The organism is Otoolea muris (assembly GCF_943193115.1).
Classification (GTDB): domain Bacteria; phylum Bacillota; class Clostridia; order Lachnospirales; family Lachnospiraceae; genus Otoolea; species Otoolea muris.
Map to the genome: position 1 here is coordinate 27,264 of NZ_CALPCY010000001.1, position 21,327 is coordinate 48,590.

A 21,327-nucleotide genomic window follows, 5' to 3' on the forward strand; every position below is an offset into this window, starting at 1 on the left:
CACGGCCTTTTCACTCCCAATTTAAGCGATTTTGGCGATTCCCCTCAACCTCTTCTTGATCATTCCCCCCATCTTGGGGTATACTATACCATGACACTCATACATCCCGCTACCGACAACGCGCCTGTTTTTGCGCTGTCTCCACAAGCCTATGAACAACAACCTGATTATAAAAAAAATGCGCAGGACATTCTGCGTACGCCTTATACCATCCGCCCTGCTTTTTATGTTTTCCACAGGGCTCGGCTTCTGGTTTCCGGGAGGGAATTATTTTTTTCCAAGGCCCTTAAACTGCAAAAGCCATTACGAAAATTTTTACAACCGCGACCTTCCCTACGTCACGGTTACGGTTCCTGAGCTCTCCTACACCGGATGCCGCTATACGGTAAACGGCCTGACAGAGGGGTATTATTACTATACCTTACATGACGGCTTCTGCCAGTTCTATCTGCTTGACGCGCCGTACGGGAAGGAGCCGCTCCCCCTGCGCCCGGGCGGGACCTTAAAGGGACGGCTCGTAAGGCTTAACCCCAAGGAATACCGGATGCTTTTATCCTTTATGGCAGAGGATCTCAACTGGACCGTCTCCTCCATGGAGCGCATGGCGGCGCCCTATGCGGTGTCAACCCTGCCCTATCCGTTTTATCTGGATCTCATTTTCCGCCTGGCAGCCGGGCTCGGCGCTGCGATTGGGTTGTCCGATTTTCTTGGCAGCCTCTTTTATCTCCTGCTTCCGGAATATTCCCCGGCCTTCCGCTTTCTGGGCAGCCCGGAAAATCTCCGCCTGCACCTGGCAAAGGCGGAACTGGAGATGCGCCATACCGTCTTAAGCCAGACCCGCGCCCTCTGTCTGACGCCCGGATATGTGATCTCCCTGGATCCGGACCGCCTGCTGCTTTTGCCGGTTTCTTCCATTATAAAGGTACGGCGGCTGCCCGGGCTTTTGACGCCTGTCCTTGCTAAGCTCCTCTGTGCGGCGCGCCTGCCGGTTCACATAAAAGAGACGTTCCGGGTGCGCATTTTCACCGCAGAGGGGCCGTCGTGCGTGCTTGTCTTTTACTCAGAGGAGGACGTGCAGCTTTTACAGGAGCTGCATCACGCGCCTTAAACGGCGGGAGCAGGCGGCAGCGACGTCAGCCCACCCCAAAGTCCGTGATCTCGTACAGGACTTCCACCGCCGGATCGTCTAAGAGCCAGCGGTATTCCTCCATAAACCAGGCCGTCAGCTCTTCGTCCCGCCGGATGGGCGTGGTATTATTATTGTATACATTTACAGTGCCCAGCTTAAAATACCGCTTCAGGCAGTCTATATCATATGCGATCATGTCTCTCGTCTGCCCCCGTATCCCCACCATCAGGCACGGGGAGTCAAACCAGGCCGCCACCTCCTGCGGCCCGGAAAAATCAGCGTGCTTGCAGAGAACCTTCTCGCGAAACTCCCTGTCAAACGTCTCCACCCCGATCTTAAACAGCGCCTGCGCCGGGATGCGTTTTCTCATCTCCCCCAGCCGGTTCCGGTACATCCAGTGCGCCTCGAAAAACACCTTACTCACTGTATTCTTCCTGACCGTTTCTTCTATATCGAGAAGCGTCTGCTCCGGAAGCTCAAAACAGCTCCCGGAATTGATGATTTCCAATGCCCCGAACTCCCCTGTCACTCTGGAAAGCGTCTCCCGGTTCAGGCGGATCATAGACGCCTCGTCCGTTCCGTTATCATCCGTATAATCGCAGAAGGCGCATTTTCCCCAGGCACAGGGGAAGGAGCGCAGAAGACAGATCTCCCTCCTGTTTTTATTGGTGATGCGGCTATACCGCTCCTCCGGCACTCCCATGGCGGCGCCCTCCTTTCCACGAACGCTTCATCTCAGACGGAATGGCGCGCAGGATGCAGACCACTGCAAACAGGCTGATTACGCGATCCAGATAATCCGTCGCAATCTGAACTGCAAAGACGCTGCCCGTCAGCCCCAGCGGCGTTTTGGCGAGAAGCTGGACCAGGATAGTGGAGCCGGAGGAGGTAATCCCCCCGAACAGCCCGGCGCAGATAGCGGAGCTTAAAAGCGTCCCCGGAACGGTTATCACCGCCGCCGGCCATAAAAGGCCGGTCCATTTCACATCCTTTCCTTTAAACGCCAGACCGGACATCAGTCCCACTGCCATTCCCACCGGGGCAAAGTACAGAGAATAAATGTCTGTCGTCATCCCCAGAATCAGGCCGCTGAGCAGGTTCGGGAGCATGCCGAACCAGGGCCCCATCAGCGCCCCGGTCAGTATGGTTCCGATACTGTCTAAATAAATCGGAAGGCGCAGAAACAGGGCAATCTGCCCGCCTGCCATGTTGATGCAGACCGCCATGCCCAAAAGGCATATCTGAAATGCGGTTATACGCGGTTTTTCTCCCTGCCCGGCCTCCCGGATAAGCGGCTGCGGCGTCCGCGGCCCGCGTCCATGTTCCTCTGTCTGTCTCATTGCCCGAACTCACCTCCCATCTGCGGTATCCCGAACCCGCGGCTGACCGCAGGCAAAAAATCAAGCCACTCCAGCTCCCTCTCCCCAATCTTCAAAACCCTGCTTAAAAACAGCTTGAAAAACCGGGGCGGATTCGTTTCTGTAAGGATGAGCGCATTCGGCTCCCGCCTGTAAAAGCCCGCGGCGTCCACAATCGTCTGCCCTGCCGACAGACCGCCCGTCTCCACCTGTGTGTAGGCCCGGATACCGCCGCACAGGCTTCTGTCCAGGAAATACGCCACAGCCAGCGGATCATTGATCACGCATCCAATCAGCTTTTCCTGCTCCCAGTGGAAATCCATATAAAATTTCGTGATTCTCCCGATAAATCCACCTATTTCGGGATTCATCCGCTCCATATATGAGAGGACATTCGGAGTCAGGACAATGCGGCGCGTCACATCAAGGCCCACCATGGCAATCTCCTTTCCGAGCTCCCCCGCCGCCGCGTAAACGGCCGCCGCCGCATCCGGATCCACCCAGTAATTGTATTCCGCCACCGGCGAACAGTTCCCGTGGCTCCGGAAACTCCCGCCCATGGACACAATCTCCTCCAGCATGGAGAACGCCTCCCTATCCCGCTCAAGCATCCTCGCAAGATTCGTAAGCGGCCCTAAGGCGATGATGGATAAACCGCCCTCCCTCGCCCCGGCAATCAGGAAGTCTACTGCGGACTGCGCGTTCTCATAGCCGGGAACCTCCGGAAGAAAGCTCTCCCCCAGCGCATCCGCCCCGTGTGTATCGAGCGCATCCTGATACGCGCGTTTTAGCGGCCTCTCCTCCCCCAAAAAGACCGGGATGTCGAGGCGGCCCATCTGATTTAAAATCTTTTTCGCATTCCCAAAGCCCATATCCACCGGCCCGTTGCCGCAGACAATCGTGATCCCCCGTATGTCCAGCTCCTCCGAGGAAACCGCAAGCATCAGGGCCAGGCTGTCATCAATCCCCGGATCACAGTCAATAACAACCTTTCGTTTGATCTTCTGTTCCATACATCCTCTCTCCTCATTCTGTTTTGCGCCGGAACCTCCCCCACACGGCAAGAACAGCATTCCCCGGCATACGCCGGGACAGCAGGACCCGCCGCGTGCAAAAAAATGCAGTGCGGCCCTGCAGCCATGCATATCCATAACAGCTCAGATGTACAGACTGTGATACCTGTTTCATGCGCCTGTTTTTTTATACTGGGAGGTCCTCGAACCAGTTATCCTGAAACATGTTTTTATATTATAGCACCCGGTTATTATATTGTAAAGAATCGGGTTGAGAAATGCTGTTCAAATATCTTCCCATGTTTACATTCCCCTTTCACAGCGATTCCATTTATATCTTACACATGCAAAAAAATTCATAATATCATTATAAAAGATGACAGATTCCAAGCCAATCAATTCATCCGCAAAACAGCTTGTAATCCCACATTTTTTCTGATATATTTGTTATAATTGATTATTTAAACGTCTATAAACACAATAAAGGGGGATTTTACTATGAAAACGTCCTGGAGAAGAGCATTCTCAGCCATGATCGCATGCGGCCTTCTGTCTGCAGCCCTTGGCGTTTTACCTGTTCACGCAGATGTAACAGAGGATTCGGATCCTCCTGTTTGCTTTGAGTATTGCGCGATTGGCTTCTCAGAGGGCAGAACCGGGCCGGACGGCGTCCCATATCACTGCCTGAACAACGACCTGTTCTACATCGAATACCCCGGAACCTGGTATTTCGGCTCCAGCGAAATCTGTCCCATCGTCTTCTACGATGATTCCGAAGTGCAAAAAACTATCCACAACTTTGAAACCTTTGTGGATGCCTCTCTGTCCGGCTCCGGGAAGCAGGTTGACCGGTACGTGCGAAACGGCGGCCTTGATCCGTATCTGAAGCAGGTTCTGAATATCCGCAGCAGCTCAGGATATCAGTTTGATAACCAGACAAACGATGACGGCATTCTCGTTTATTTCCTGCGAAAGGATGGGGAAGCCGTGGCTTCGATTATCATCTGGACCTCCTTTGGCCAGGTCAGCATCCGTGACGAGCGCTCCGACGCAGCACCTGACCCTGCCAGAGATTACGGGAGCATCATGGTTATGCCTGTCGCGGATTCAGAAGATTTAAGCTCCCCGGAAGCCATACAGGCTTTTGTGGACAGCGGGAAACTGAATGACCGCCTGAAGATGGATACAAGCATCCTCACATGGACCACAAAAGCATTCCAGACAGAACATCACAACTACCTCCTGTGTGAAGGCGCCGGCGACTTTTTAGACATCTCCGTCTACATTCCGGTTGCGCCCGCCGGCTCAAAAAAGTGGCTTATCTGCTTTGAAGCCTGCAAAGAGAGTGAAATCAGCTACAATGCATACCATATCCGCGATGATATCATCAAGACTTTCCGGGTTTTAAAATAGCTGCATTGCAACCGTTCCGTCTGTCGAACTTATTGCACTGAATTCGGGCAGGAAAGAGCTGTCCCTGCCCGATTTTCACAAGCTTCTCCAGATACGTTACCGGAACCTCCCCTGTCAGCCTGCTGTTCCCGGCCTGCGCCGCCATATCAGGCTGATAAATCCCTGTGATTCCCTTTCAAAAACATCCCCTTCTTTAAAATACGGAGCCCCTGAAAATAATCTCCGCCCCAAACGGCATCAGGGCCAGCTTTGCCAGTTTCAACTGCTGTAAGCCAAACGGGATCCCCACAACCGTTACACAGAGAGCAATCCCGATTACCAAATGTTCCAGCGCCAGCGGCAGCCCCGACACCAGCAGCCAGATCATATTCACAAGAAACGATCCCGTCCCGCCGCTGTATACCACCTCTTTCCCAAAAGGGAAAAAACTAAGCGAAGCAAACTTAAAGCACTGTATTCCCACCGGGATCCCCACAACCGTAATACACCAAAGGCATCCTGCCAGGCACCAACTCAAACCGCTGAGCGCGCCGCCGCAGATAAACCAAATCAGATTTCCCAGACATCCCATATACACATCTCCTTCCCGAACCTCTCAATTATTCCCATGCTGTGACGCTGAAAAAACGCCAGCAACAGTTCTTTTACCCAATGCAATCATCCCCGCTCAAAATTCGCACAATTTTTGTGCAAATTTCGCACCGATTATTATAAATCGTTTTTCTGTATCCTATGGAGGAGAGCCTGCGATCGCTACCTATGCCTGCATCGCTTATGTTATCTGCATAATATATCTGATACTGCAGGGAGTAGGCGACGGATGCCAGCCGCTACTCAGCCGGCATTACGGAGAGAAACCGTTTGACAGGCTGAAAAGCACAAGGAAAATGGCGTATGAATTTGCATTGTTCCCGTCCTGTGGAGTACGATTTTCGCAAGGATCCTATCGGCATTGTCAGCCGTTCTCCTGAAGAACTTTGTGGATAAAAAAGAAATGCCCTGATAAGCCATAAGCGGATGGGATGAAGCAGGGAGAACCACACTGTGCCGGGAACAGGCCGCTCAATGGGGGCGACGCCCCCATTCTGCAATGTGGCCGGCAGATGGTTCTCCTTACCGCAAACAACTTTTATAATCCTGCAAATATCATGGTAAATGCCAGTCGCATATACCTCTTTTGCACCGCTGTATGTTCCGCCAGATGCGCCCAAATTTAATTAATGTATGCCTCATCAATCGCTTTCCCGATATCGTGGCGCATGTATTTATTTTCAAAATCGACCCATTCCGCCGCCTCATAGGCATTGGCCCTGGCCTCTTTCAGATCGCTGCCAAGGGCCGTTATCCCCAGAACACGGCCGCCGTTTGTCACAATATCCCCATGCGCGCCAAATTTGGTTCCCGCGTGGAACGCGTACCGGCCCTCTTTGCCCTGAAATGCCTCCAGGCCGCGGATCGCAAAGCCTTTTTCATACTTCACCGGATATCCGTCCGAGGCCAGGACCACGCAGACCGCCGCGTTGTCCTCAAACGCCAGTTCAATCTTGTCGAGCGTGCCGTCCACACAGGCTTCAAACACCTCCACAATGTCGTTTTTCATCCTCGGAAGCACGACCTGGGTTTCCGGGTCACCGAAGCGGGCGTTGTATTCCAGCACCTTCGGGCCCTGCTCGGTCAGCATCAGGCCAAAGAAAATGATCCCCTTAAAGGCGCGTCCCTCGGCCCTCATGGCGTCAACCGTGGCCTGGTAGATGTGCTCCCTGCAGAACGCGTCCACCTCGTCCGTGTAAAAGGGGCTCGGTGAAAAGGTCCCCATCCCCCCTGTGTTCAGCCCCTGATCGCCGTCCATGGCGCGCTTGTGATCCTGAGAGGAGGTCATGATCCGGATCGTCTCCCCGTCCACAAAGGACAGAACCGATACCTCGCGGCCGGTCATGAATTCCTCAATCACTATCTTATTGCCGGCCGCCCCGAATTTCTTATCTGTCATGATCTCCCGCACGCCGGCCTCGGCCTCCTCCCGGTTCTGGCAGATGAGGACGCCCTTTCCCAGCGCCAGGCCGTCGGCCTTGAGCACCGTCGGCATAGGGGCTGTCTTCAAATATTGAAGCGCCTCCCCGGCGTCGTCAAAGACCTCATACGCCGCGGTTGGAATATGGTATTTTTTCATCAAATCCTTGGAAAATGCCTTGGAGCCTTCGAGAACGGCCGCACATTTGCGCGGGCCGAACACGCGCAGGCCCCTTGACTCAAATACATCCACCACGCCGCCCACCAGCGGGTCGTCCATGCCGATCACTGTTAAGTCGATCTTCTTTTCCTCTGCAAAATCGGCCAGCCGGTCAAATTCCATGGCGCCGATCTCCACACACTCTGCAAACTCCGCGATCCCGGCGTTGCCCGGCGCGCAGTATATCTTATCCGCCTTCGGGCTCTTTGAAACCTTCCAGGCAATGGCGTGCTCGCGGCCGCCGCTTCCTACTATCAATACCTTCATGCTATGCTCCTCTGTGTGTTTATATCCGGCCATTGGCAATCCGGTCGATCGCCTCCGGGAGAATCACCCATTCAGCTTCCTCCATCACGCGCCTCTGAAGGCTTTCCGGCGTGTCGTCCTGCCGCACCTCCACGGCCTTCTGCAGTAAAATCGGACCGGTGTCCGTCCCTTCGTCCACATAGTGGACCGTAGCGCCCGTCAGCTTGACGCCCCGCGCCAGGGCCGCCTCGTGAACCTTTAACCCGTAATAACCCACGCCGCAGAAGGACGGGATCAGGGACGGATGGATGTTAATGATCCGGTTTCTGTATGTTTCGATCATTGGCGCCGGAATCTTTACCAGGAATCCGGCCAGCACGACCAGATCCGGCCGGCATGCGTCCACGGTCTGCAAGAGCGCCTCGTTAAACGCCTCCCGGCTCTCATACGCCGCCGGGCTCACGATAAAGGCCGGGATACCGTGCCGCCTGGCCCGCTCCACGGCGTACGCGCCTGCATTATTGCAGATCACAGCCGTCACCTGCGCGTTCGTTATGGCCCCGTCCCGGATCGCGTCCAGGATCGCCTGGAGGTTCGTACCGCCTCCGGACGCCATCACTGCCACTCTCAGCATAGGGTCACTCCCTTTTCTCCTGCCTCCACATAACCGATGATGTACGGAACCTCGCCGGCCGCGCGCATGGCCTCCATCGCCTTATCCGCGTCCTGCGGCGCAACGGCTGTCACCATGCCGATTCCCATGTTAAATGTATTGTACATCATCTGCTCCTCGATCCCGCCTTTTTCGGCCAGAAGCCGGAAAATGGCCGGAATCTCATAGCTGCTCTTTTTAATCACGGCATGCGTGCCGTCCCGCAGCATGCGCGGTACATTCTCATAAAAACCGCCGCCTGTGATATGGCTGCACGCCTTGACCGTCACGCCGGCCTCCTTCACGGCTCTCAGGGCCTTTACATATATCTTGGTCGGGACAAGCAGCGCCTCGCCCAGCGTCCCGCCCAGCGCGTCATACCAGGTATGCAGGCCCTCCCTTGTCATCTCCGTTTCAAACACCTTGCGCACCAGCGAAAAACCGTTGCTGTGTACGCCGGAGGACGCCATGCCGATCAGCGTATCGCCCGGGGTTAAGGCGTCCCCGCTGATCAGATCCTTTTTGTCCGCCGCTCCCACGGCAAAGCCCGCCAGATCGTACTCGTCCTCCGGGTAAAAGCCCGGCATCTCCGCCGTCTCGCCGCCGATCAGGGCCGCCCCTGCCTGCCTGCAGCCCTCTGCCACGCCGCTCACAATCGCGGCTATCTTCTCCGGCACATTTTTTCCGCATGCAATATAGTCCAGGAAAAATAAGGGCTCTCCGCCCGCGCACGCCACATCGTTCACACACATGGCCACGCAGTCAATCCCCACTGTGTCGTGCTTATCCATCAGAAAGGCGAGCTTGAGCTTTGTTCCCACTCCGTCCGTCCCGGACAGAAGAACCGGCTCCTCCATGCCCTTAAGCGCCGCCGCGCTGAACGCCCCTGAAAAGCCGCCCAGTCCGCCCATCACCTCCGGACGCATCGTTTTCTTCACATGCTCCTTCATCAGCTCTACAGAGCGGTATCCGGCTTCAATATCTACTCCAGCATTCCTGTAATCCATCCCTGTCCTCCAAATATGTACAGTCCGCAACCGTTACAGTCCGTTTTCTGTACCCTGCTTATTTCATCTGTGCCGTATATTCTTTATATCCGATCCGCGCAAGCGTCTCGTCCTTGCCCGCCACCTCATTCTTCATCTCTTCCGAATAGGCCTTCAGCTTTGCCAGAATCTCCGCATCCGAGACGGCCAGGATCTTCGCGGCCAGGATGCCGGCGTTCTTTCCTCCGTTGATAGCCACGGTCGCCACCGGAATGCCTGACGGCATCTGCACAATCGAATAAAGGGAATCCACCCCGCCTAAATCCGAGGTTTTCATCGGAACCCCGATCACCGGCATCGGGAACAGCGCCGCACACATGCCCGGGAGATGGGCGGCCTTTCCGGCCCCGGCTATGATCACCTGAAAGCCCTTAGCCTCTGCGCTCTTTGCATATTCAAAGAAAATATCCGGCTCCCGGTGCGCCGAGATGACTCTCATCTCAAACTCAATCCCCATCTTCTCCAGAAAATCCGCGGCCTGAGCCATCACCGGCATATCTGAGTCGCTTCCCATTACAATTCCTACCTTTGCCATCGTTTTCTCTCCTTTTTCGGTTGTTTTTCGGTTCTGTCACGGACAATCAATCCGTGTGGATTATACTAGCTTTTTGGCGGCAAGTCAATAGAAAAGCCGGGAATCCGAAAACCGATCCCCCCTTCTGCGGCGCTGTTCAGACGGGGCGGCTTTCCGCCCGCCTGCTGCGCTTCTATTATGCTCCGCACTGCGCAGGGCAGAGCCCGCTGCTGTGCACAGACCATTACTGGATAATGTCCATCAATTTGCCCGCAATATCCGCCATATGGGACGACGCCTTTTGTGTATCCTGCGAAATCCGCACATTTTCTTCCACAACGCCGGAAATCCGCTCAATCTGTCCCACTGCGCTGGCCACAATATCCACATTGCGGCTGACCATATCCGCGATCTGTTCCACATTTTGGTTCGCCTTTCCGACATTTTCAGAAACAATGCCAAACGCCTCGGCCGTCTGATCCGTAATGAGCTTTCCCTCTTCTGCGGCCCTGATCGAATTTGTGATCAGTTCATTCGTTTCCTTTGCAGCCTGCGAGCTTCTGGCGGCAAGCTCCCCTACCTGGGCCGCCACGACCGTAAAGCCTTTTCCCATCTCGCCGGCCCTGGCCGCCTCAATGGAAGCATTCACGGAAAGCAGTTTCGTCTGCTGTGCGATAGAGTTGATCTCATCAATAATTTTTTCAATCGCCCTTGACATATCGCTCGTTCTCTGCATCGCTTCTTTCAATAATCGGATCTGGGACCTGGTTTCCTCCATCTTTTCCGTCGTCTCCCGGGTGGCTGCCATCACCCCGTTTGATGTGTTCACGCTGTCGTTCAGCTCCTGTGTGAGCTGTTCCATGATCTGCTTTAAATCCCCGACCGCTTTCTCCTGTTCGCCCGTCCCATAATAAATGCTGTCCGCATTTTTCTGGTTCTTACCTGATACCTGATTCAGATCAAGGCATGCGTTCTTCACATTCCGGATCATGGCGCGGTTATGCTCCACATCCTTTTCCTGCTGTTCCAGAAGCCGCCCGTTCTCCTGCATGTTCTGGCGGATACTCCCCACCATTTTATTGATGCTGTCCGAGAGCTGCATGAATTCTGCATTTCCCCGTTCATGAACAGTCATATCAAAATTCCCGTCTGCGATCTCCTTCATGGAGCTTTTGATGCGGTTGATTCCCCGGACGATCTTTCGGTCCACCATGAGATTGATCATGAGCAGAAGCACGCCGAAAATAACCAGCATGCTGAGCGACACGACCAGCGTCTGCTCCTTGCGCGCATGGTAGTATTCGTCAGACGGCATAAAGGTTCCGATGATCCAGTCTCCATATGCCTCTGCCACATAATAGCCCCTGACCCCATCGATCACCGCCTTCCCGTTTCCTGTAAACCCGGCGGGAAATCCGGCTTCTGTGGCCGGCGTTCCGATCAGCCCTTCGTTCCTGTGCGCTGCGATCACCCCGCTTTGCGCTTCGATGGCATAGACGTAGCCATCTGCGCCGAAATCGATATCCTTTAAAACCTCATGTATCTCTGTCCCGGCCAGCATAGCCTCCAGAACCTCGGGGCGCACGCCTGCCTGTATAAGCCCCCCTGCATCCTTTCTCGCCACGCCGATATACTGCATGACAACCCCCTCCGCCACATTGACCTGGGGCTCCTGCACAATCTCGATCGAAGGATCATCGACAATCACCATAAAGGCATTGGACTGTTCGCCGCTTTTCATATCAAATCCAATATAGGCATCGATTGTACTGCCGGTGATGATCCCATTCTCATCAATAATATGCAGTTCATTCACCATCAGCCTGTCCTTAATCTCATTCAGTTTTTCAGCATCGCCATTGATCGACGGATCGATGGCAAGCATATCTGCAAAGGCCCTCGTCTTCGCCAGATTATTTTCGCCCAGATTTTCAGTAAGGCTTGCAATATTCGTTTCATTGCTCACAATCTTTGCTTTTACCATGTCCAGCTTATCCCGGCTGGAAGCCATATTCTCTTCCTGGCTGCTCACGGTCTGCAGTACAAAAATCGTGCTGATGGTGATAATGAGCGCTGTCAGCATATAAATGAACAAACGCCTGGTAAACATTTTTTTCATTGTATTATTTTCCTTCCCCGGTGTATGTTTGTGTTTTGTCTTTTGACTGTCTGAAATAATGCAATTACCTCCCCCAACGTCTGCTCTCCGTTCCGGCAGCTTATGCGGAAAATGTTCTCTTTTTATTAATCGTTCATCCCCCTTTCCCCTCAGGCTTTCGAGCGCGTCTAACATGCGTCCTGCCGGATGTGCGTTCCGCTTTGTGGGAAACCTGCGCCAAATGAACGCGGCGCAGAGAGCTGCGTTACGTGAATTTTGGCCAGATACACCGCAAAGCAAGGCGTGCAGATGCATCCCAAAACAGCGGACAGCAGCATGGTCATCGGATAGCATCACGGCGATCCGCATTTATATTTTACTGGTTCAATTGTAACATCGAAGAGATGAGGCGTCAATGAATTGATCCATCTTTTGTATAAATTTCCGTACATCATCAAAATTTCCATATATCATCAATATTTCCATATATCATCAAAAAAAGCCGGGGGCAGCTTCCATATCCCATGAACCTGCGCTCAGGGTCTTGAAAGACCCTGCCAGGCGCCAGCGCTTTCTGCTGGTTCCACATAGATATAGAAACTGCCCCAGACTGTATTACTCAAACACTACTCCAAACTGCCCGAACACCTCTTCGCACACGTCCATATTATAGGGGCCTGTGCTGGCCAATATCTCAGCTTCCTCTTTTGTCACGGCTGTCTCTCCTTCCCGGCTTTTGATCCGCTCCCGCCAGATGCGCTCTGCAATTTCCATTCTGCGGCTGTCCATGGAACCCTGGATCCGGTAATACTCCATGGCCTCCTCAAAAGGCATCATCTGGGACGTGAGGATATCGCCTCCGTGCAGGAGCCATTCCTCCTGGGAGTCATGGGAAAAAACCGCGCCGTCCTCTCCCCAGAATCCGGCGGTCACATAGGGCAGATCCCTGTCGCCTGCCTCAAACAGTATGGACAGGGCCTCAGCCATCTCCCGCGTTTCCTCCGGCGCGCCCGCGTAATGGAACGCCGCGTACTCGTCGGAGACAACCAGCTCGCTCCGCTCGCTGCCAAAATCGCGGAACATTCCCAAAATCAGGTTATGGTTTTCGTCAAACACAAGCGCTCCCTGCGCTCCGCCGCTGCCGCGCGTCACATAGATACCGCCGGACCACTCATGCTCTGTCAGGATAAACGGATACTCCGGAAGCATCACCGCATTCACGCACGATGCCAGGATACATCCCTCCCACAGCGCCGGCCCATTGATGGAAAACCGGCTTATGGGCCTGTCTTCAAAATCGCTCATTGGCTCCTCCTTTTTGATTACAATTAAGTTTATCATCACAAGTGCCGCAGAGCTCAGCAGGCAGCTTGACCGTTCCTTTAGCCAGATAATAATCTATGCGATCATAATAATCAACCGTCCACATTATATCTGGAAGCCAACCGCCGTAAGGAACCCGTTCTCCCGGCGGAAATTTAATATTATTTTTCCTTTCCTTTCACACCTGCGGTCTTGTTTTCAACCGGCATCCGCCTCTGCCTCTACTGTCTCTATCCTCTCAAGCTCCATATTTACATAACCGCGCCTCAGAAGACTTTCCGCCAGAGGCAGATTCACCACATACGATACCTTTTTATAATTGGGAACCATGAAAATGGGCGTCAGTCCCATCGGCCGCACCGCGCAGACCGATCCGTCCGGCGAAAACTGCGCCTCCTCCGGCGGCTGCTCCTTTGGATGGAACATCCAAAACCGGGGTTCTCCCGTCTCCTCTTCCACGCATGGGATAAATTCCATGTCCGGCAGGTACTGTTCCAAAAGTTCCTTAAAACGGTTGCTGATTAGCGGGCGGGGCCGCATCGTAAAATCCGGCGCGTCCCCTTTTTTCGTAACTCGAAAGACCATGACTTCCTTATCATGGTTCACTTGCCGGATCGCCTGTCCTCCCTGATACGGCTTCATTAAAAAGTATTCCATACGGCCCTCTCCCTCTGCTCATCATCCACCTCGTAATAGGTTCTATGCGCGTCGTTAAACTGACAGCCCTCCAAATCCGCCCCAGAAAAATCAGCCGCCTCAATCCTCGTGAATGTAAAATCCGCATTTTTCAATTTACATCCTGCAAAGCTCGCCCGGTGATAGTCCGGTTTACGCCAGACGTCCTCATTCGCCCTGCACATACTGTATGCCATTGTAAAGACAGCCCCTTCAAGGTCCGATCCGTCAAATTTCGCTCCTGTCAGCCAGGCATTCTGAAAGGATGCGTTTTTAGCCGAGCTATTGCACAGCCATGCGCCGGACAATGAAGCATTCTCGAAGCAGCACCCGTCCAGCACACAGCCGGAAAAATCGCATCCAGCCAGATCAAACCCTGAAAAATCCCAGCCTGAGCAGTCATATCCCCTGTAATCCCGGTACTGGTAATCCTCCCCCGGGCCTCTCCCGAACCATTCTTTCAGCTCCCCGGGCTTCATTCTGGGCATATAGCGACGGCATATAATCCCATACCCCATATATTCACAGACCCGCACCTGAAATTCATCCGTGATAGCCGCTCCCGCCGGCTCAAACCCCATGACTGCTCTCCTCCCGGCCATGTAGGCGTAATTCCAGAACAGATCTGCCGCTGTACACATACAGATCTCCCCCATGCGCTCCGGAAGCTTTGAGCGGTATTTCTTAATAAGCCCCTCCGTCTGCTGAATCAGAGATTCATAAAACGAAAAGAGCCCGCTCCCGTCTGCCTCCCCGGCTTGGGCCTGCTTAAGATCAGCATACCAGTCCGTCCCATAAACCATAACGGGAAGACGGTAATCGCCCTTTATAAGCCTCGTGCGCAGCATCGTGATCTCCATATACTCCATCGCCGGGAAACCCTTTTCCTGCATTTGCACCACGCGCGCGCATGACTTCACAAGCGCCTCCCTAAAGGAAGCCGCCATCTCGTCCGCATGAGAAAAATACCAGTTATTCGCCGCGAAAAGCACCTCGTTTTTTATCTCAAAATACTCCTTCTGAAACTGTTCATCCATCGCCTTTTCTGTCCCCCTCTATTCCTATCCATGCCCGTTCTAACGCCTAACCGACCACATATTCTTCCGGCGTATACGCAGGCTGTCATGCTTCCGCCGCTTTTTTGGGGGGCGGCCATTCGCACGGATTATCCAGTTTGCAGTCACGCGCAGGATCGCATATGCCGCTGGGCTTATCCGGCAACCCTTTCACATTGTTTTCCCTGGCCAGAAAATACTCCGTACACTCATAAAGTTCATATCTTTTTTTATTCCACTTCTCATGATTAAGCACCTTCTGGCCGTCTCCCGGCGTCTCGTCTTCCTTAAGGGGACAAATACAGGGACATCCCGGCCCTTTGTCACTTTTTATCTGATTATCATAAAAGGTTATGACCATCGCATTGCAGAAACGGTTACACCCCCCTTTTGAGCGGGTACGTATATGGTCAACCGACCACATATCAGGCGTATATTCACCGCAGTACGGCAATAGTTCCTTTAACTTAACAGAAACCTCTTCCTCAATATCCTCGTCCGGATCCTCCTTCATAACCATCCCGTTCCTTACCAGGTTTGCGCGCAGAATCATGGACTTCTGGAAATTTGTAAAATCAGCGGTGTTATGAATATTTTTAGCAAGACTACCCATGTTTCTTTGAATATACCCCTCATTGATAGCTGGAAACACCATCACTTTGCTCTTCTCCTGCGTATCAATAAGGTCGCTGAGTTCAGCATAAAACGGAAGCCTTCTTCTCTTCAAAGCCTTCTCCACCTTAGGTTTGATCTTGCTGTTGTCTATGACACATTTCTTCTCGCTGTATGCGATACACCCCATAGCCTGACTCTTCTTCGGTCCGCTCCACACATCCACCCCATAGGGCTGCCGCATCATGCATTGTTCAAACGTCTCACAACCGCATCCCCCGTTCGGTTTATTTCCAGACGGCTTTACAGGCGGCTTTTTTGCGGGTTTTGCTCCCTTTACTGCTTTCTGCCCCATACAATCCACCTCCAACTCCATTTAAACCATAACGGTTCTGAAAGCCTAAATCACAGCCTTAATTCTCCTTAATCTTCGACGCCTTCAGATCCATCGCCCCGTTCAGCTTGATCGAACTCGCCTTACACGAAATCCCCACCTGCGATTTGGCGCTGATATTCATCTTCTTATCCGAGCTCTGGGCCATATCCCCCTTGGCCGCGAGGGAGATCTTCTTCTCGCTGGCAATGGTCATATCCTTATCCGAATTGACCACCAGCTCCTTTTTCGTCTCCATGCCCATCTTCTCCATGGCGGTAAACGTCATCTCCTTGCCGCTCTTTAGAACCGCGTCCGTCCCGGCCGTCATATGGATCTCCTTGCCGGCCCTGGCCCCGATCCCCAGGCCGGAATTAATACTCACGCCCAGCCCGGAATTCAAGATCATGCTTCCCCCGGCTGACAGCGAGATATGCCCTGCCGCCGTCACGTCAATGCCGGACAGCGTATTCACCATGATCCCGTGCTGGGAAAACACCTCGATCCCGTTGTTCTCGTCAAGCCTTACATAAAGCCCGCCCGTCTTGGCCGTAATCAGGATCTCCGTCTCGCTGATCCGGATCTCCTTGTCATGGGGTGTCCTTAAATACTTCACATCCGGATTCACCGTCCGGTCGCTTCCCGCCTGACGCCATGAGGACAGGGCCACAGCCATGCTCTCATCCTCCGTCGGGAACTGGATGCAGACCACATCGTCCGGCTCCGGCATCAGGTAAACGCCCGTGTGGTTTTCCGCGCTGTAAGGGGTAATATAGGGAAATGCATACGCCGCCGCCGTGTCCTGGCTCTCATCCACACACAGCAGGACCTTTACGGTGTCATCCTTTACCTCCAGCACGCGCCCCGGCAGCGTAAGCCCCGTAATATGCCGGTTCCAGGCAGACGGGACCTTTAAGCCGTTCTCCGGGCACAGCACATACTGACAGGTCAGCACCGCGTCCGCCAGATGAAGCCGCGCCTCCCGCACAAACAGCGTATTGTCCCCGTAATCCACCGTATCGCCGATGGACAGCACGGAATCGTCGGCTGTCACCATGTATTCAACCGAATCCGCCGGAGCCACGTCCACCCCCGCCCCGGAATGCCTGCGGTAGCGCCTCAGATTCTTCCCCACGGAAAAACGGTAGGACAGGAGGCTTCCCTTCTGGTTTCCCTTCGGAATGCCGAAATAAAAGGCCGGCTCCGTCACGGACGGCAGGAGCACGCTGCTGTTGTGCGAGGCAATCCGCCTCAAAAACTCCCAGTTCGTCTCCTGATACTGGAGAAGAAGATTGCGCACGGACAGGGCCTCTGTCTCCATACCCGCCGAAAGGCCGCCCTCGGCCGCCAGGCTGTCCGCAATCTGCTGGTAATTCATGCCCGCATCCTGGAACGAGCGCGAAACCACCTCCGTGTCAGCCTTAATGCTGAAGGAAACGGCCCACACCTCCAGATAATACACCTGCCCCTCAAAGGAAGCCCTGATATCCTGCACAAGCCCCTTAAAAATCACCTCCCCGGATCCGGAAACCGTAATCTCCGTCGAATCATCCGTGTCTGTCACAACCGAGTCCCCGGCCCCTTTGGGAATGATGCCTTTCAAATACATGGACGCATGCTGGTTCAGGGACTGCTCCACCTTCATCTCCACAATTCCTTCCACAGCAAAAGGGCTGACGCTCAGCCTGGTCACGTCAATTATCATCTTCCTCCTCCTCTCCCTCGTCCTCTTCCTCTTCGCTCTCAATCAAAACCGCCATCCAGGCAATAAAATCCTCATCTCCGTACTCCACGATCCACCCTCCCGGCCTTACAAATGTCCGCTTAATTTCACCGCGCCCATTCTGCTGTTACTGTCCGTCCTTCTGTATCTTAATAATCCCGCCCCCGCAGGAGCAGATCGCCATCGAATCACTCATCAGCGCCGGCAGGCCCCCCACGGTCACATTCGTCTTCCCTTTCAGCCACACCCCGGCCACCATAGGCGTACACGGCACAGGCGGGGCCATCTTCGCGCACGTCCCAAAGGGCTTGATATTCACCATCGGCTTACAATCCCCGATATTTGCTTTTGCCTTCCCGTTAATCTCCACCCGGTTTACCGGCAGCACCGTCAGCGTCGAAGGCGCCGCCCCCAGCATACACTTCAGCGTGGCCCCATTCACCACATACGACTGTCCCATACCAAACTCCTCCTTACCTATCTGACCGCTTTGCACAGCATACGGCGCTCTGCTCACGCCCGCTTTACTCAATCAGCGTCTTCCCGCCTGTCTGCTTTGGCCTGCGGCGCGCCCCGCCGCCGGACACAAGCCTTGCATAAATCCCCGCCAGCCCCTCATACAGCTCCCGGTTCCCGCCGCCGCGCCCCGCCGTCTCTCCCTTTGCCGACAGGTACTCCCGGATCGCCTCGCCGGACACATGCCCCCCGTTTAAACAGGCCAGTCCAAAGGCAATGTCCGCCATCTCTGCCGAGGGCGCGCGCAGCACGCCTTTCCCGTACATACGCATCACAAGCGGTGAAAGCGTATGCCCGCCCCTGCAGGCATAGCGGATATGCACCGGATTCAGCGTATTGAATTCCGTGACCAAATCGTGAAAATCCCTGTAATCCTCCCCGGCCCTGAGCCTTGCCCCAGACTCCAGCAAAAAGCGTCCCAGCTCATACTCCCCCTCCCCGGATTCCCTCACGGGCTCCAGAGACAGCTCATAGCGCTCCTCCCTGAAATCTGCAGACATATGCTCTCCAATCCTTCTCAGCACGATCCGCACCGCACGGCCGTACTGATCAAACGAAACCGCGGCCTCCCGGCGCATACAGAAAAAGGAATCTCTGTCCTTTAAGATGCCGGGGCCCACAAAAACCGTTCCGCCCTGCTCCCGTATGCGAAATCCGGCCATCACCCCGCTCCCGTGCTCCTCAAACAGAAGGGAAGCGAATTCCGGGGCATAATCGCGGAGCAGATCAAGCGCATCCCGCTTGAGGATACGCCCCTCTTCAAATATGGGAAACACCTGTTTCAGCTCCATGTCAAACCTCCCAGGCCAGCGGTCCCTCCTGCCGGGTTCGTCCGCTGGCGCACTTTACGCTGGCCGGCAAGCTCTGCGGACACCTCACAGCCACCCGCCGAAATAATCGGGACTCTCATTGTCAAACAGGAAACGGGACACCTCTCCGACGCTTAATGTCCCGCCCTTCCTCGCCGCCGGAAGCACGCAGAAGTCCCAGTCCCTCTCCCGGTACACAAACAGGCGGATCTCATCCTCCCCAATCGAGTCAAAATCCCCCTGATACGGGAGGAACGCCGGATACGCCCCGAAAAGTCTGTCATAGGTGGTTTCCTCAAATAACCGGATATCCAGGGAAACCTCGCGCTCCCCGGCCGCATTTCCCAGCGCGTCCCGGATCGCAAAAACCACTCTGCGGGTAGCCGCATGACGCGTCACGCAGCCGAACACCTCCCGGCCTGCGTCCCTGTCGGACACGATCCTCACCACGGAGCCGTCGTGGGCCTGCGTGGTAACGGAATATGCGATCGCAGCCTCCTCCTTCTCAAGCGCAGGGATCATCCGCCCGCTCTCCTGCATCTGTCCCCGAATAATCGCCCCGTTTAAGGCGCGCAGCTTCAGCTCGTCTGCCCCATTCTTTACCCTGGCCCTGCGCCCCACCGTGAACTCCCGGAGCGCATCGCGGAACAGCGGGATCTGGCAGCTCATCCCCGTAAACCGGATCCCATATCCCGACAGAATACCGTCCTCATCGCACAGAGGCTCAATCAGACGCTTCACAACACGGTAAATCTCCGGGGCCAGCAAAAGCTCCAGCGCATCCTTATGCACCGTGAAATCAAGGCGGCGCTCCGCAAGCCCCTCCGGCGTGCGCACATGCGCCGCGCTGATGGCCGCAAAGCGATCCGGCAGCGCAATCGTGTTCACAGGCACGCCGGAGAAAAAAGCGGTTTTCAGCCCTTCCGCCAGAAGCCAGAGCCGGTAGAAATTCTGGCGTTTATATTCCGCTGACTCACGCAGCCTTCCGAACCGGGTGGGAACCGTCTCCTCCGCCCGCTCATAAAGGGCCGTAAAGCGCTCGTAGATCTTCTCCGTGCCGCCGTACTGATCCACCAGGGAATACGCGTCCAGAAAGCCCTCGTCCAGCGCTTCCTCCTCTGAACCCGTCACGGAAAGCATCACCCTTATTTTCAGGTACATGAAAATGAGGCTCGTCAGGCGGTTTCCGCCAAAGCTGCTGTCCCCGTTTAAATACCGTTCCTTTAAACAGACCCGGTACGCCACGCGCGTGTTATCCGTCTCATACTCGCAGGACGTCAGGGACGAAGAACCGGCTCCGCAGTGAAACGCCAGCACCCGGGCAGAGCCGGCGTCCGCAGAGCCCGCCTGCCGGGCGATCGCATCATACACACTGTTCACGGATTCCGAGCAGACGCCCTCCACCTCATAATCCGGCAGCAGGGCCCGGAAACGGTCAAGCGCCAGTCCCGCCCGCTTCTCCGGCAGCAGAAAGCAGATTTTTTTATATTTCACCCCGTGCTCCCCCTGAGCCACGCCGACCAGATATTCCAGAAATCCCTTCAGAAGCGCGTCTGAGGAGACAAGAGCCGCATTCCCGTCCGCATCGCACACCTCCAGCGTCCTCTCTTCAAACAGATACCGCTTCAGGCTGTGGAAAAATGTCATCCCCCCGGCGCAGCCTCCCTGTTTCAAAAGCCGCCAGGCCTCATATCCGAAGCAGAACCTTACCTCCCCGGACACGCAGCGCCGGACAGCCGCCGCACTGGGGCATAAACGGCTGCCCCCCTCAAACACGACCGCGCGGATCCCGGCCTTACCCATGCCGGCCGGCTCCCCGGACGCGGCGCAGGTATATCCCGCCCCGAAATCGATCGTCAGCGGTTCGCCGCAGTCGCCCGGCTCCTCCACGGTCAGAATCGGAAGCCTCGCCATGGCCGCCGCCAGATCCCGCTCTCCCGCCGGATTGGCGCGCTGGCTGTTGTAAGCCCGTATCACCCGCAGGCTGGAGGGCGCGTCAAAGAGCAGCACGCTCAGATCCCGGTAAACACCCGCGCCCAGGGACGGCGACACCCGCCGCGGCGACAGCGTCAGCCGGTTCTCCTGAACCTCAAACACGGCCAGGACCGCGCCGTCCCCGTCCGAGATGATCCCCACAAAATGCGTCCCGGAAAAACCGTGCTCCAGAAAGATGTCCTCCGCCTCCGAAACAGGCGTTCCTCTCTTCAGAGCCAGACGGCCCGGCGCAGTCAGACGCTCCGGGGCCAGCTTTGCCCGCGCCGAAAGGCTTTTTATGATGCTTACAGAATCCTCGGAAAAATCATCCGCCAGGAGCTCCTCCTCCTTCCCTCTGTAGCGGAACAGCAGCTCAATCAGCTCCTCCCGCTTCAGGCGCTTCGGATCAAGGCCCGCTGATCTTGTCATAATCCGCTCGCTCACGCAGAGATCCCGCAGCATAAAGGTTCCCATCTCCCGAAGCTCATCCAGCGTATAACGCCGCCCGCCCGTCTGCCTGCCATCCTTAAACAGCCTGTACCTGTACGACACACCCCGTCCCCCTCAA

General features: G+C 55.0%; 19 protein-coding genes. 2 read left to right on the forward strand and 17 right to left on the reverse strand.

Going from position 1 to position 21,327, the window contains the following annotated elements; translation table 11 throughout:
• The first annotated feature begins 178 nt into the window (after nt 1-178).
• Entirely contained in the window at nt 179-1,108 is a 930-nt protein-coding gene (locus NFS31_RS00140; RefSeq protein ID WP_251490303.1) for a hypothetical protein, read from the forward strand.
• Nucleotides 1,109-1,133: 25 nt separating this feature from the next.
• Here the strand turns inward: NFS31_RS00140 and NFS31_RS00145 are convergent, their stop codons facing one another.
• The 3 genes from NFS31_RS00145 to NFS31_RS00155 are packed head-to-tail and all read right to left on the reverse strand — an operon-like array spanning nt 1,134 to nt 3,500.
• Complete coding sequence (locus NFS31_RS00145; protein WP_251490306.1) at nt 1,134-1,832, reverse strand: radical SAM protein; 699 nt, start codon at nt 1,830-1,832, stop codon at nt 1,134-1,136.
• Nucleotides 1,807-2,469, reverse strand: a complete 663-nt coding sequence (locus tag NFS31_RS00150; protein WP_251490309.1) for an ECF transporter S component — start codon at nt 2,467-2,469, stop codon at nt 1,807-1,809. Before NFS31_RS00150 ends, NFS31_RS00145 begins: the two co-directional genes overlap by 26 nt.
• A complete protein-coding gene (locus NFS31_RS00155) occupies nt 2,466-3,500 on the reverse strand; it encodes a nucleoside hydrolase (protein ID WP_251490312.1) in 1,035 nt (344 codons plus the stop codon). The genes NFS31_RS00150 and NFS31_RS00155 overlap by 4 nt, the downstream gene beginning before the upstream one ends.
• 498 nt (nt 3,501-3,998) lie before the next feature.
• On the opposite strand from NFS31_RS00155, the gene NFS31_RS00160 reads away from it, so the two are divergent.
• Nucleotides 3,999-4,913 carry a hypothetical protein gene (locus NFS31_RS00160; RefSeq protein ID WP_251490315.1) on the forward strand — a complete coding sequence of 305 codons (915 nt, stop codon included), beginning with the start codon at nt 3,999-4,001 and terminating at the stop codon, nt 4,911-4,913.
• A gap of 193 nt (nt 4,914-5,106) precedes the next feature.
• Here NFS31_RS00160 and NFS31_RS00165 read toward each other — a convergent pair whose 3' ends face one another.
• The 14 genes from NFS31_RS00165 to NFS31_RS00230 form a co-directional block, all read right to left on the reverse strand.
• Nucleotides 5,107-5,484, reverse strand: coding sequence for a YccF domain-containing protein (locus NFS31_RS00165; RefSeq protein ID WP_251490318.1), 378 nt, complete (start codon nt 5,482-5,484; stop codon nt 5,107-5,109).
• Nucleotides 5,485-6,126: 642 nt separating this feature from the next.
• Nucleotides 6,127-7,410 carry a phosphoribosylamine--glycine ligase gene (gene purD, locus NFS31_RS00170; RefSeq protein ID WP_251490319.1) on the reverse strand — a complete coding sequence of 428 codons (1,284 nt, stop codon included), beginning with the start codon at nt 7,408-7,410 and terminating at the stop codon, nt 6,127-6,129.
• A gap of 19 nt (nt 7,411-7,429) precedes the next feature.
• Nucleotides 7,430-8,023: a phosphoribosylglycinamide formyltransferase gene (gene purN, locus NFS31_RS00175; protein WP_251490320.1), complete on the reverse strand. Its 594-nt coding sequence runs from the start codon at nt 8,021-8,023 to the stop codon at nt 7,430-7,432.
• Nucleotides 8,017-9,048, reverse strand: coding sequence for a phosphoribosylformylglycinamidine cyclo-ligase (purM, locus tag NFS31_RS00180; protein ID WP_251490321.1), 1,032 nt, complete (start codon nt 9,046-9,048; stop codon nt 8,017-8,019). Before purM ends, purN begins: the two co-directional genes overlap by 7 nt.
• A gap of 58 nt (nt 9,049-9,106) precedes the next feature.
• The gene (purE, locus tag NFS31_RS00185; RefSeq protein WP_160302800.1) at nt 9,107-9,622 is read right to left on the reverse strand and encodes a 5-(carboxyamino)imidazole ribonucleotide mutase; all 516 of its coding nucleotides are present in this window, start codon (nt 9,620-9,622) and stop codon (nt 9,107-9,109) included.
• A 223-nt stretch (nt 9,623-9,845) separates the two neighbouring features.
• On the reverse strand, nt 9,846-11,720 hold the full coding sequence (locus NFS31_RS00190) for a methyl-accepting chemotaxis protein (protein WP_251490322.1): 1,875 nt from the start codon (nt 11,718-11,720) through the stop codon (nt 9,846-9,848).
• A gap of 594 nt (nt 11,721-12,314) precedes the next feature.
• A complete protein-coding gene (locus tag NFS31_RS00195; protein WP_251490323.1) occupies nt 12,315-13,004 on the reverse strand; it encodes a hypothetical protein in 690 nt (229 codons plus the stop codon).
• 216 nt (nt 13,005-13,220) lie between these two features.
• The gene (locus tag NFS31_RS00200) at nt 13,221-13,679 is read right to left on the reverse strand and encodes a hypothetical protein (protein WP_251490324.1); all 459 of its coding nucleotides are present in this window, start codon (nt 13,677-13,679) and stop codon (nt 13,221-13,223) included.
• A complete protein-coding gene (locus NFS31_RS00205) occupies nt 13,664-14,734 on the reverse strand; it encodes a pentapeptide repeat-containing protein (RefSeq protein ID WP_251490326.1) in 1,071 nt (356 codons plus the stop codon). Before NFS31_RS00205 ends, NFS31_RS00200 begins: the two co-directional genes overlap by 16 nt.
• A gap of 85 nt (nt 14,735-14,819) precedes the next feature.
• Entirely contained in the window at nt 14,820-15,719 is a 900-nt protein-coding gene (locus NFS31_RS00210; protein ID WP_251490327.1) for a hypothetical protein, read from the reverse strand.
• Nucleotides 15,720-15,777: 58 nt separating this feature from the next.
• Nucleotides 15,778-17,442 (reverse strand): DUF2345 domain-containing protein, encoded by a 1,665-nt coding sequence (locus NFS31_RS00215; protein ID WP_251490328.1) that lies wholly within the window; start codon nt 17,440-17,442, stop codon nt 15,778-15,780.
• A 145-nt stretch (nt 17,443-17,587) separates the two neighbouring features.
• The gene (locus tag NFS31_RS00220; protein WP_160226990.1) at nt 17,588-17,920 is read right to left on the reverse strand and encodes a DUF4280 domain-containing protein; all 333 of its coding nucleotides are present in this window, start codon (nt 17,918-17,920) and stop codon (nt 17,588-17,590) included.
• Nucleotides 17,921-17,984: 64 nt separating this feature from the next.
• Complete coding sequence (locus tag NFS31_RS00225) at nt 17,985-18,767, reverse strand: hypothetical protein (protein WP_251490329.1); 783 nt, start codon at nt 18,765-18,767, stop codon at nt 17,985-17,987.
• Between the two features lie 84 nt (nt 18,768-18,851).
• Nucleotides 18,852-21,311 (reverse strand): hypothetical protein, encoded by a 2,460-nt coding sequence (locus NFS31_RS00230; protein ID WP_251490330.1) that lies wholly within the window; start codon nt 21,309-21,311, stop codon nt 18,852-18,854.
• Nucleotides 21,312-21,327: the final 16 nt, after the last annotated feature.

Excerpts from the sequence above, each read along its gene's own strand:
- NFS31_RS00140 (WP_251490303.1), top strand. The coding sequence starts at position 179 with ATGCGCAGGACATTCTGCGTACGCCTTATACCATCCGCCCTGCTTTTT.
- NFS31_RS00145 (WP_251490306.1), bottom strand. The coding sequence starts at position 1,832 with ATGGGAGTGCCGGAGGAGCGGTATAGCCGCATCACCAATAAAAACAGG.
- NFS31_RS00150 (WP_251490309.1), bottom strand. The coding sequence starts at position 2,469 with ATGAGACAGACAGAGGAACATGGACGCGGGCCGCGGACGCCGCAGCCG.
- NFS31_RS00155 (WP_251490312.1), bottom strand. The coding sequence starts at position 3,500 with ATGGAACAGAAGATCAAACGAAAGGTTGTTATTGACTGTGATCCGGGG.
- NFS31_RS00160 (WP_251490315.1), top strand. The coding sequence starts at position 3,999 with ATGAAAACGTCCTGGAGAAGAGCATTCTCAGCCATGATCGCATGCGGC.
- NFS31_RS00165 (WP_251490318.1), bottom strand. The coding sequence starts at position 5,484 with ATGGGATGTCTGGGAAATCTGATTTGGTTTATCTGCGGCGGCGCGCTC.
- purD (WP_251490319.1), bottom strand. The coding sequence starts at position 7,410 with ATGAAGGTATTGATAGTAGGAAGCGGCGGCCGCGAGCACGCCATTGCC.
- purN (WP_251490320.1), bottom strand. The coding sequence starts at position 8,023 with ATGCTGAGAGTGGCAGTGATGGCGTCCGGAGGCGGTACGAACCTCCAG.
- purM (WP_251490321.1), bottom strand. The coding sequence starts at position 9,048 with ATGGATTACAGGAATGCTGGAGTAGATATTGAAGCCGGATACCGCTCT.
- purE (WP_160302800.1), bottom strand. The coding sequence starts at position 9,622 with ATGGCAAAGGTAGGAATTGTAATGGGAAGCGACTCAGATATGCCGGTG.
- NFS31_RS00190 (WP_251490322.1), bottom strand. The coding sequence starts at position 11,720 with ATGAAAAAAATGTTTACCAGGCGTTTGTTCATTTATATGCTGACAGCG.
- NFS31_RS00195 (WP_251490323.1), bottom strand. The coding sequence starts at position 13,004 with ATGAGCGATTTTGAAGACAGGCCCATAAGCCGGTTTTCCATCAATGGG.
- NFS31_RS00200 (WP_251490324.1), bottom strand. The coding sequence starts at position 13,679 with ATGGAATACTTTTTAATGAAGCCGTATCAGGGAGGACAGGCGATCCGG.
- NFS31_RS00205 (WP_251490326.1), bottom strand. The coding sequence starts at position 14,734 with ATGGATGAACAGTTTCAGAAGGAGTATTTTGAGATAAAAAACGAGGTG.
- NFS31_RS00210 (WP_251490327.1), bottom strand. The coding sequence starts at position 15,719 with ATGGGGCAGAAAGCAGTAAAGGGAGCAAAACCCGCAAAAAAGCCGCCT.
- NFS31_RS00215 (WP_251490328.1), bottom strand. The coding sequence starts at position 17,442 with ATGATAATTGACGTGACCAGGCTGAGCGTCAGCCCTTTTGCTGTGGAA.
- NFS31_RS00220 (WP_160226990.1), bottom strand. The coding sequence starts at position 17,920 with ATGGGACAGTCGTATGTGGTGAATGGGGCCACGCTGAAGTGTATGCTG.
- NFS31_RS00225 (WP_251490329.1), bottom strand. The coding sequence starts at position 18,767 with ATGGAGCTGAAACAGGTGTTTCCCATATTTGAAGAGGGGCGTATCCTC.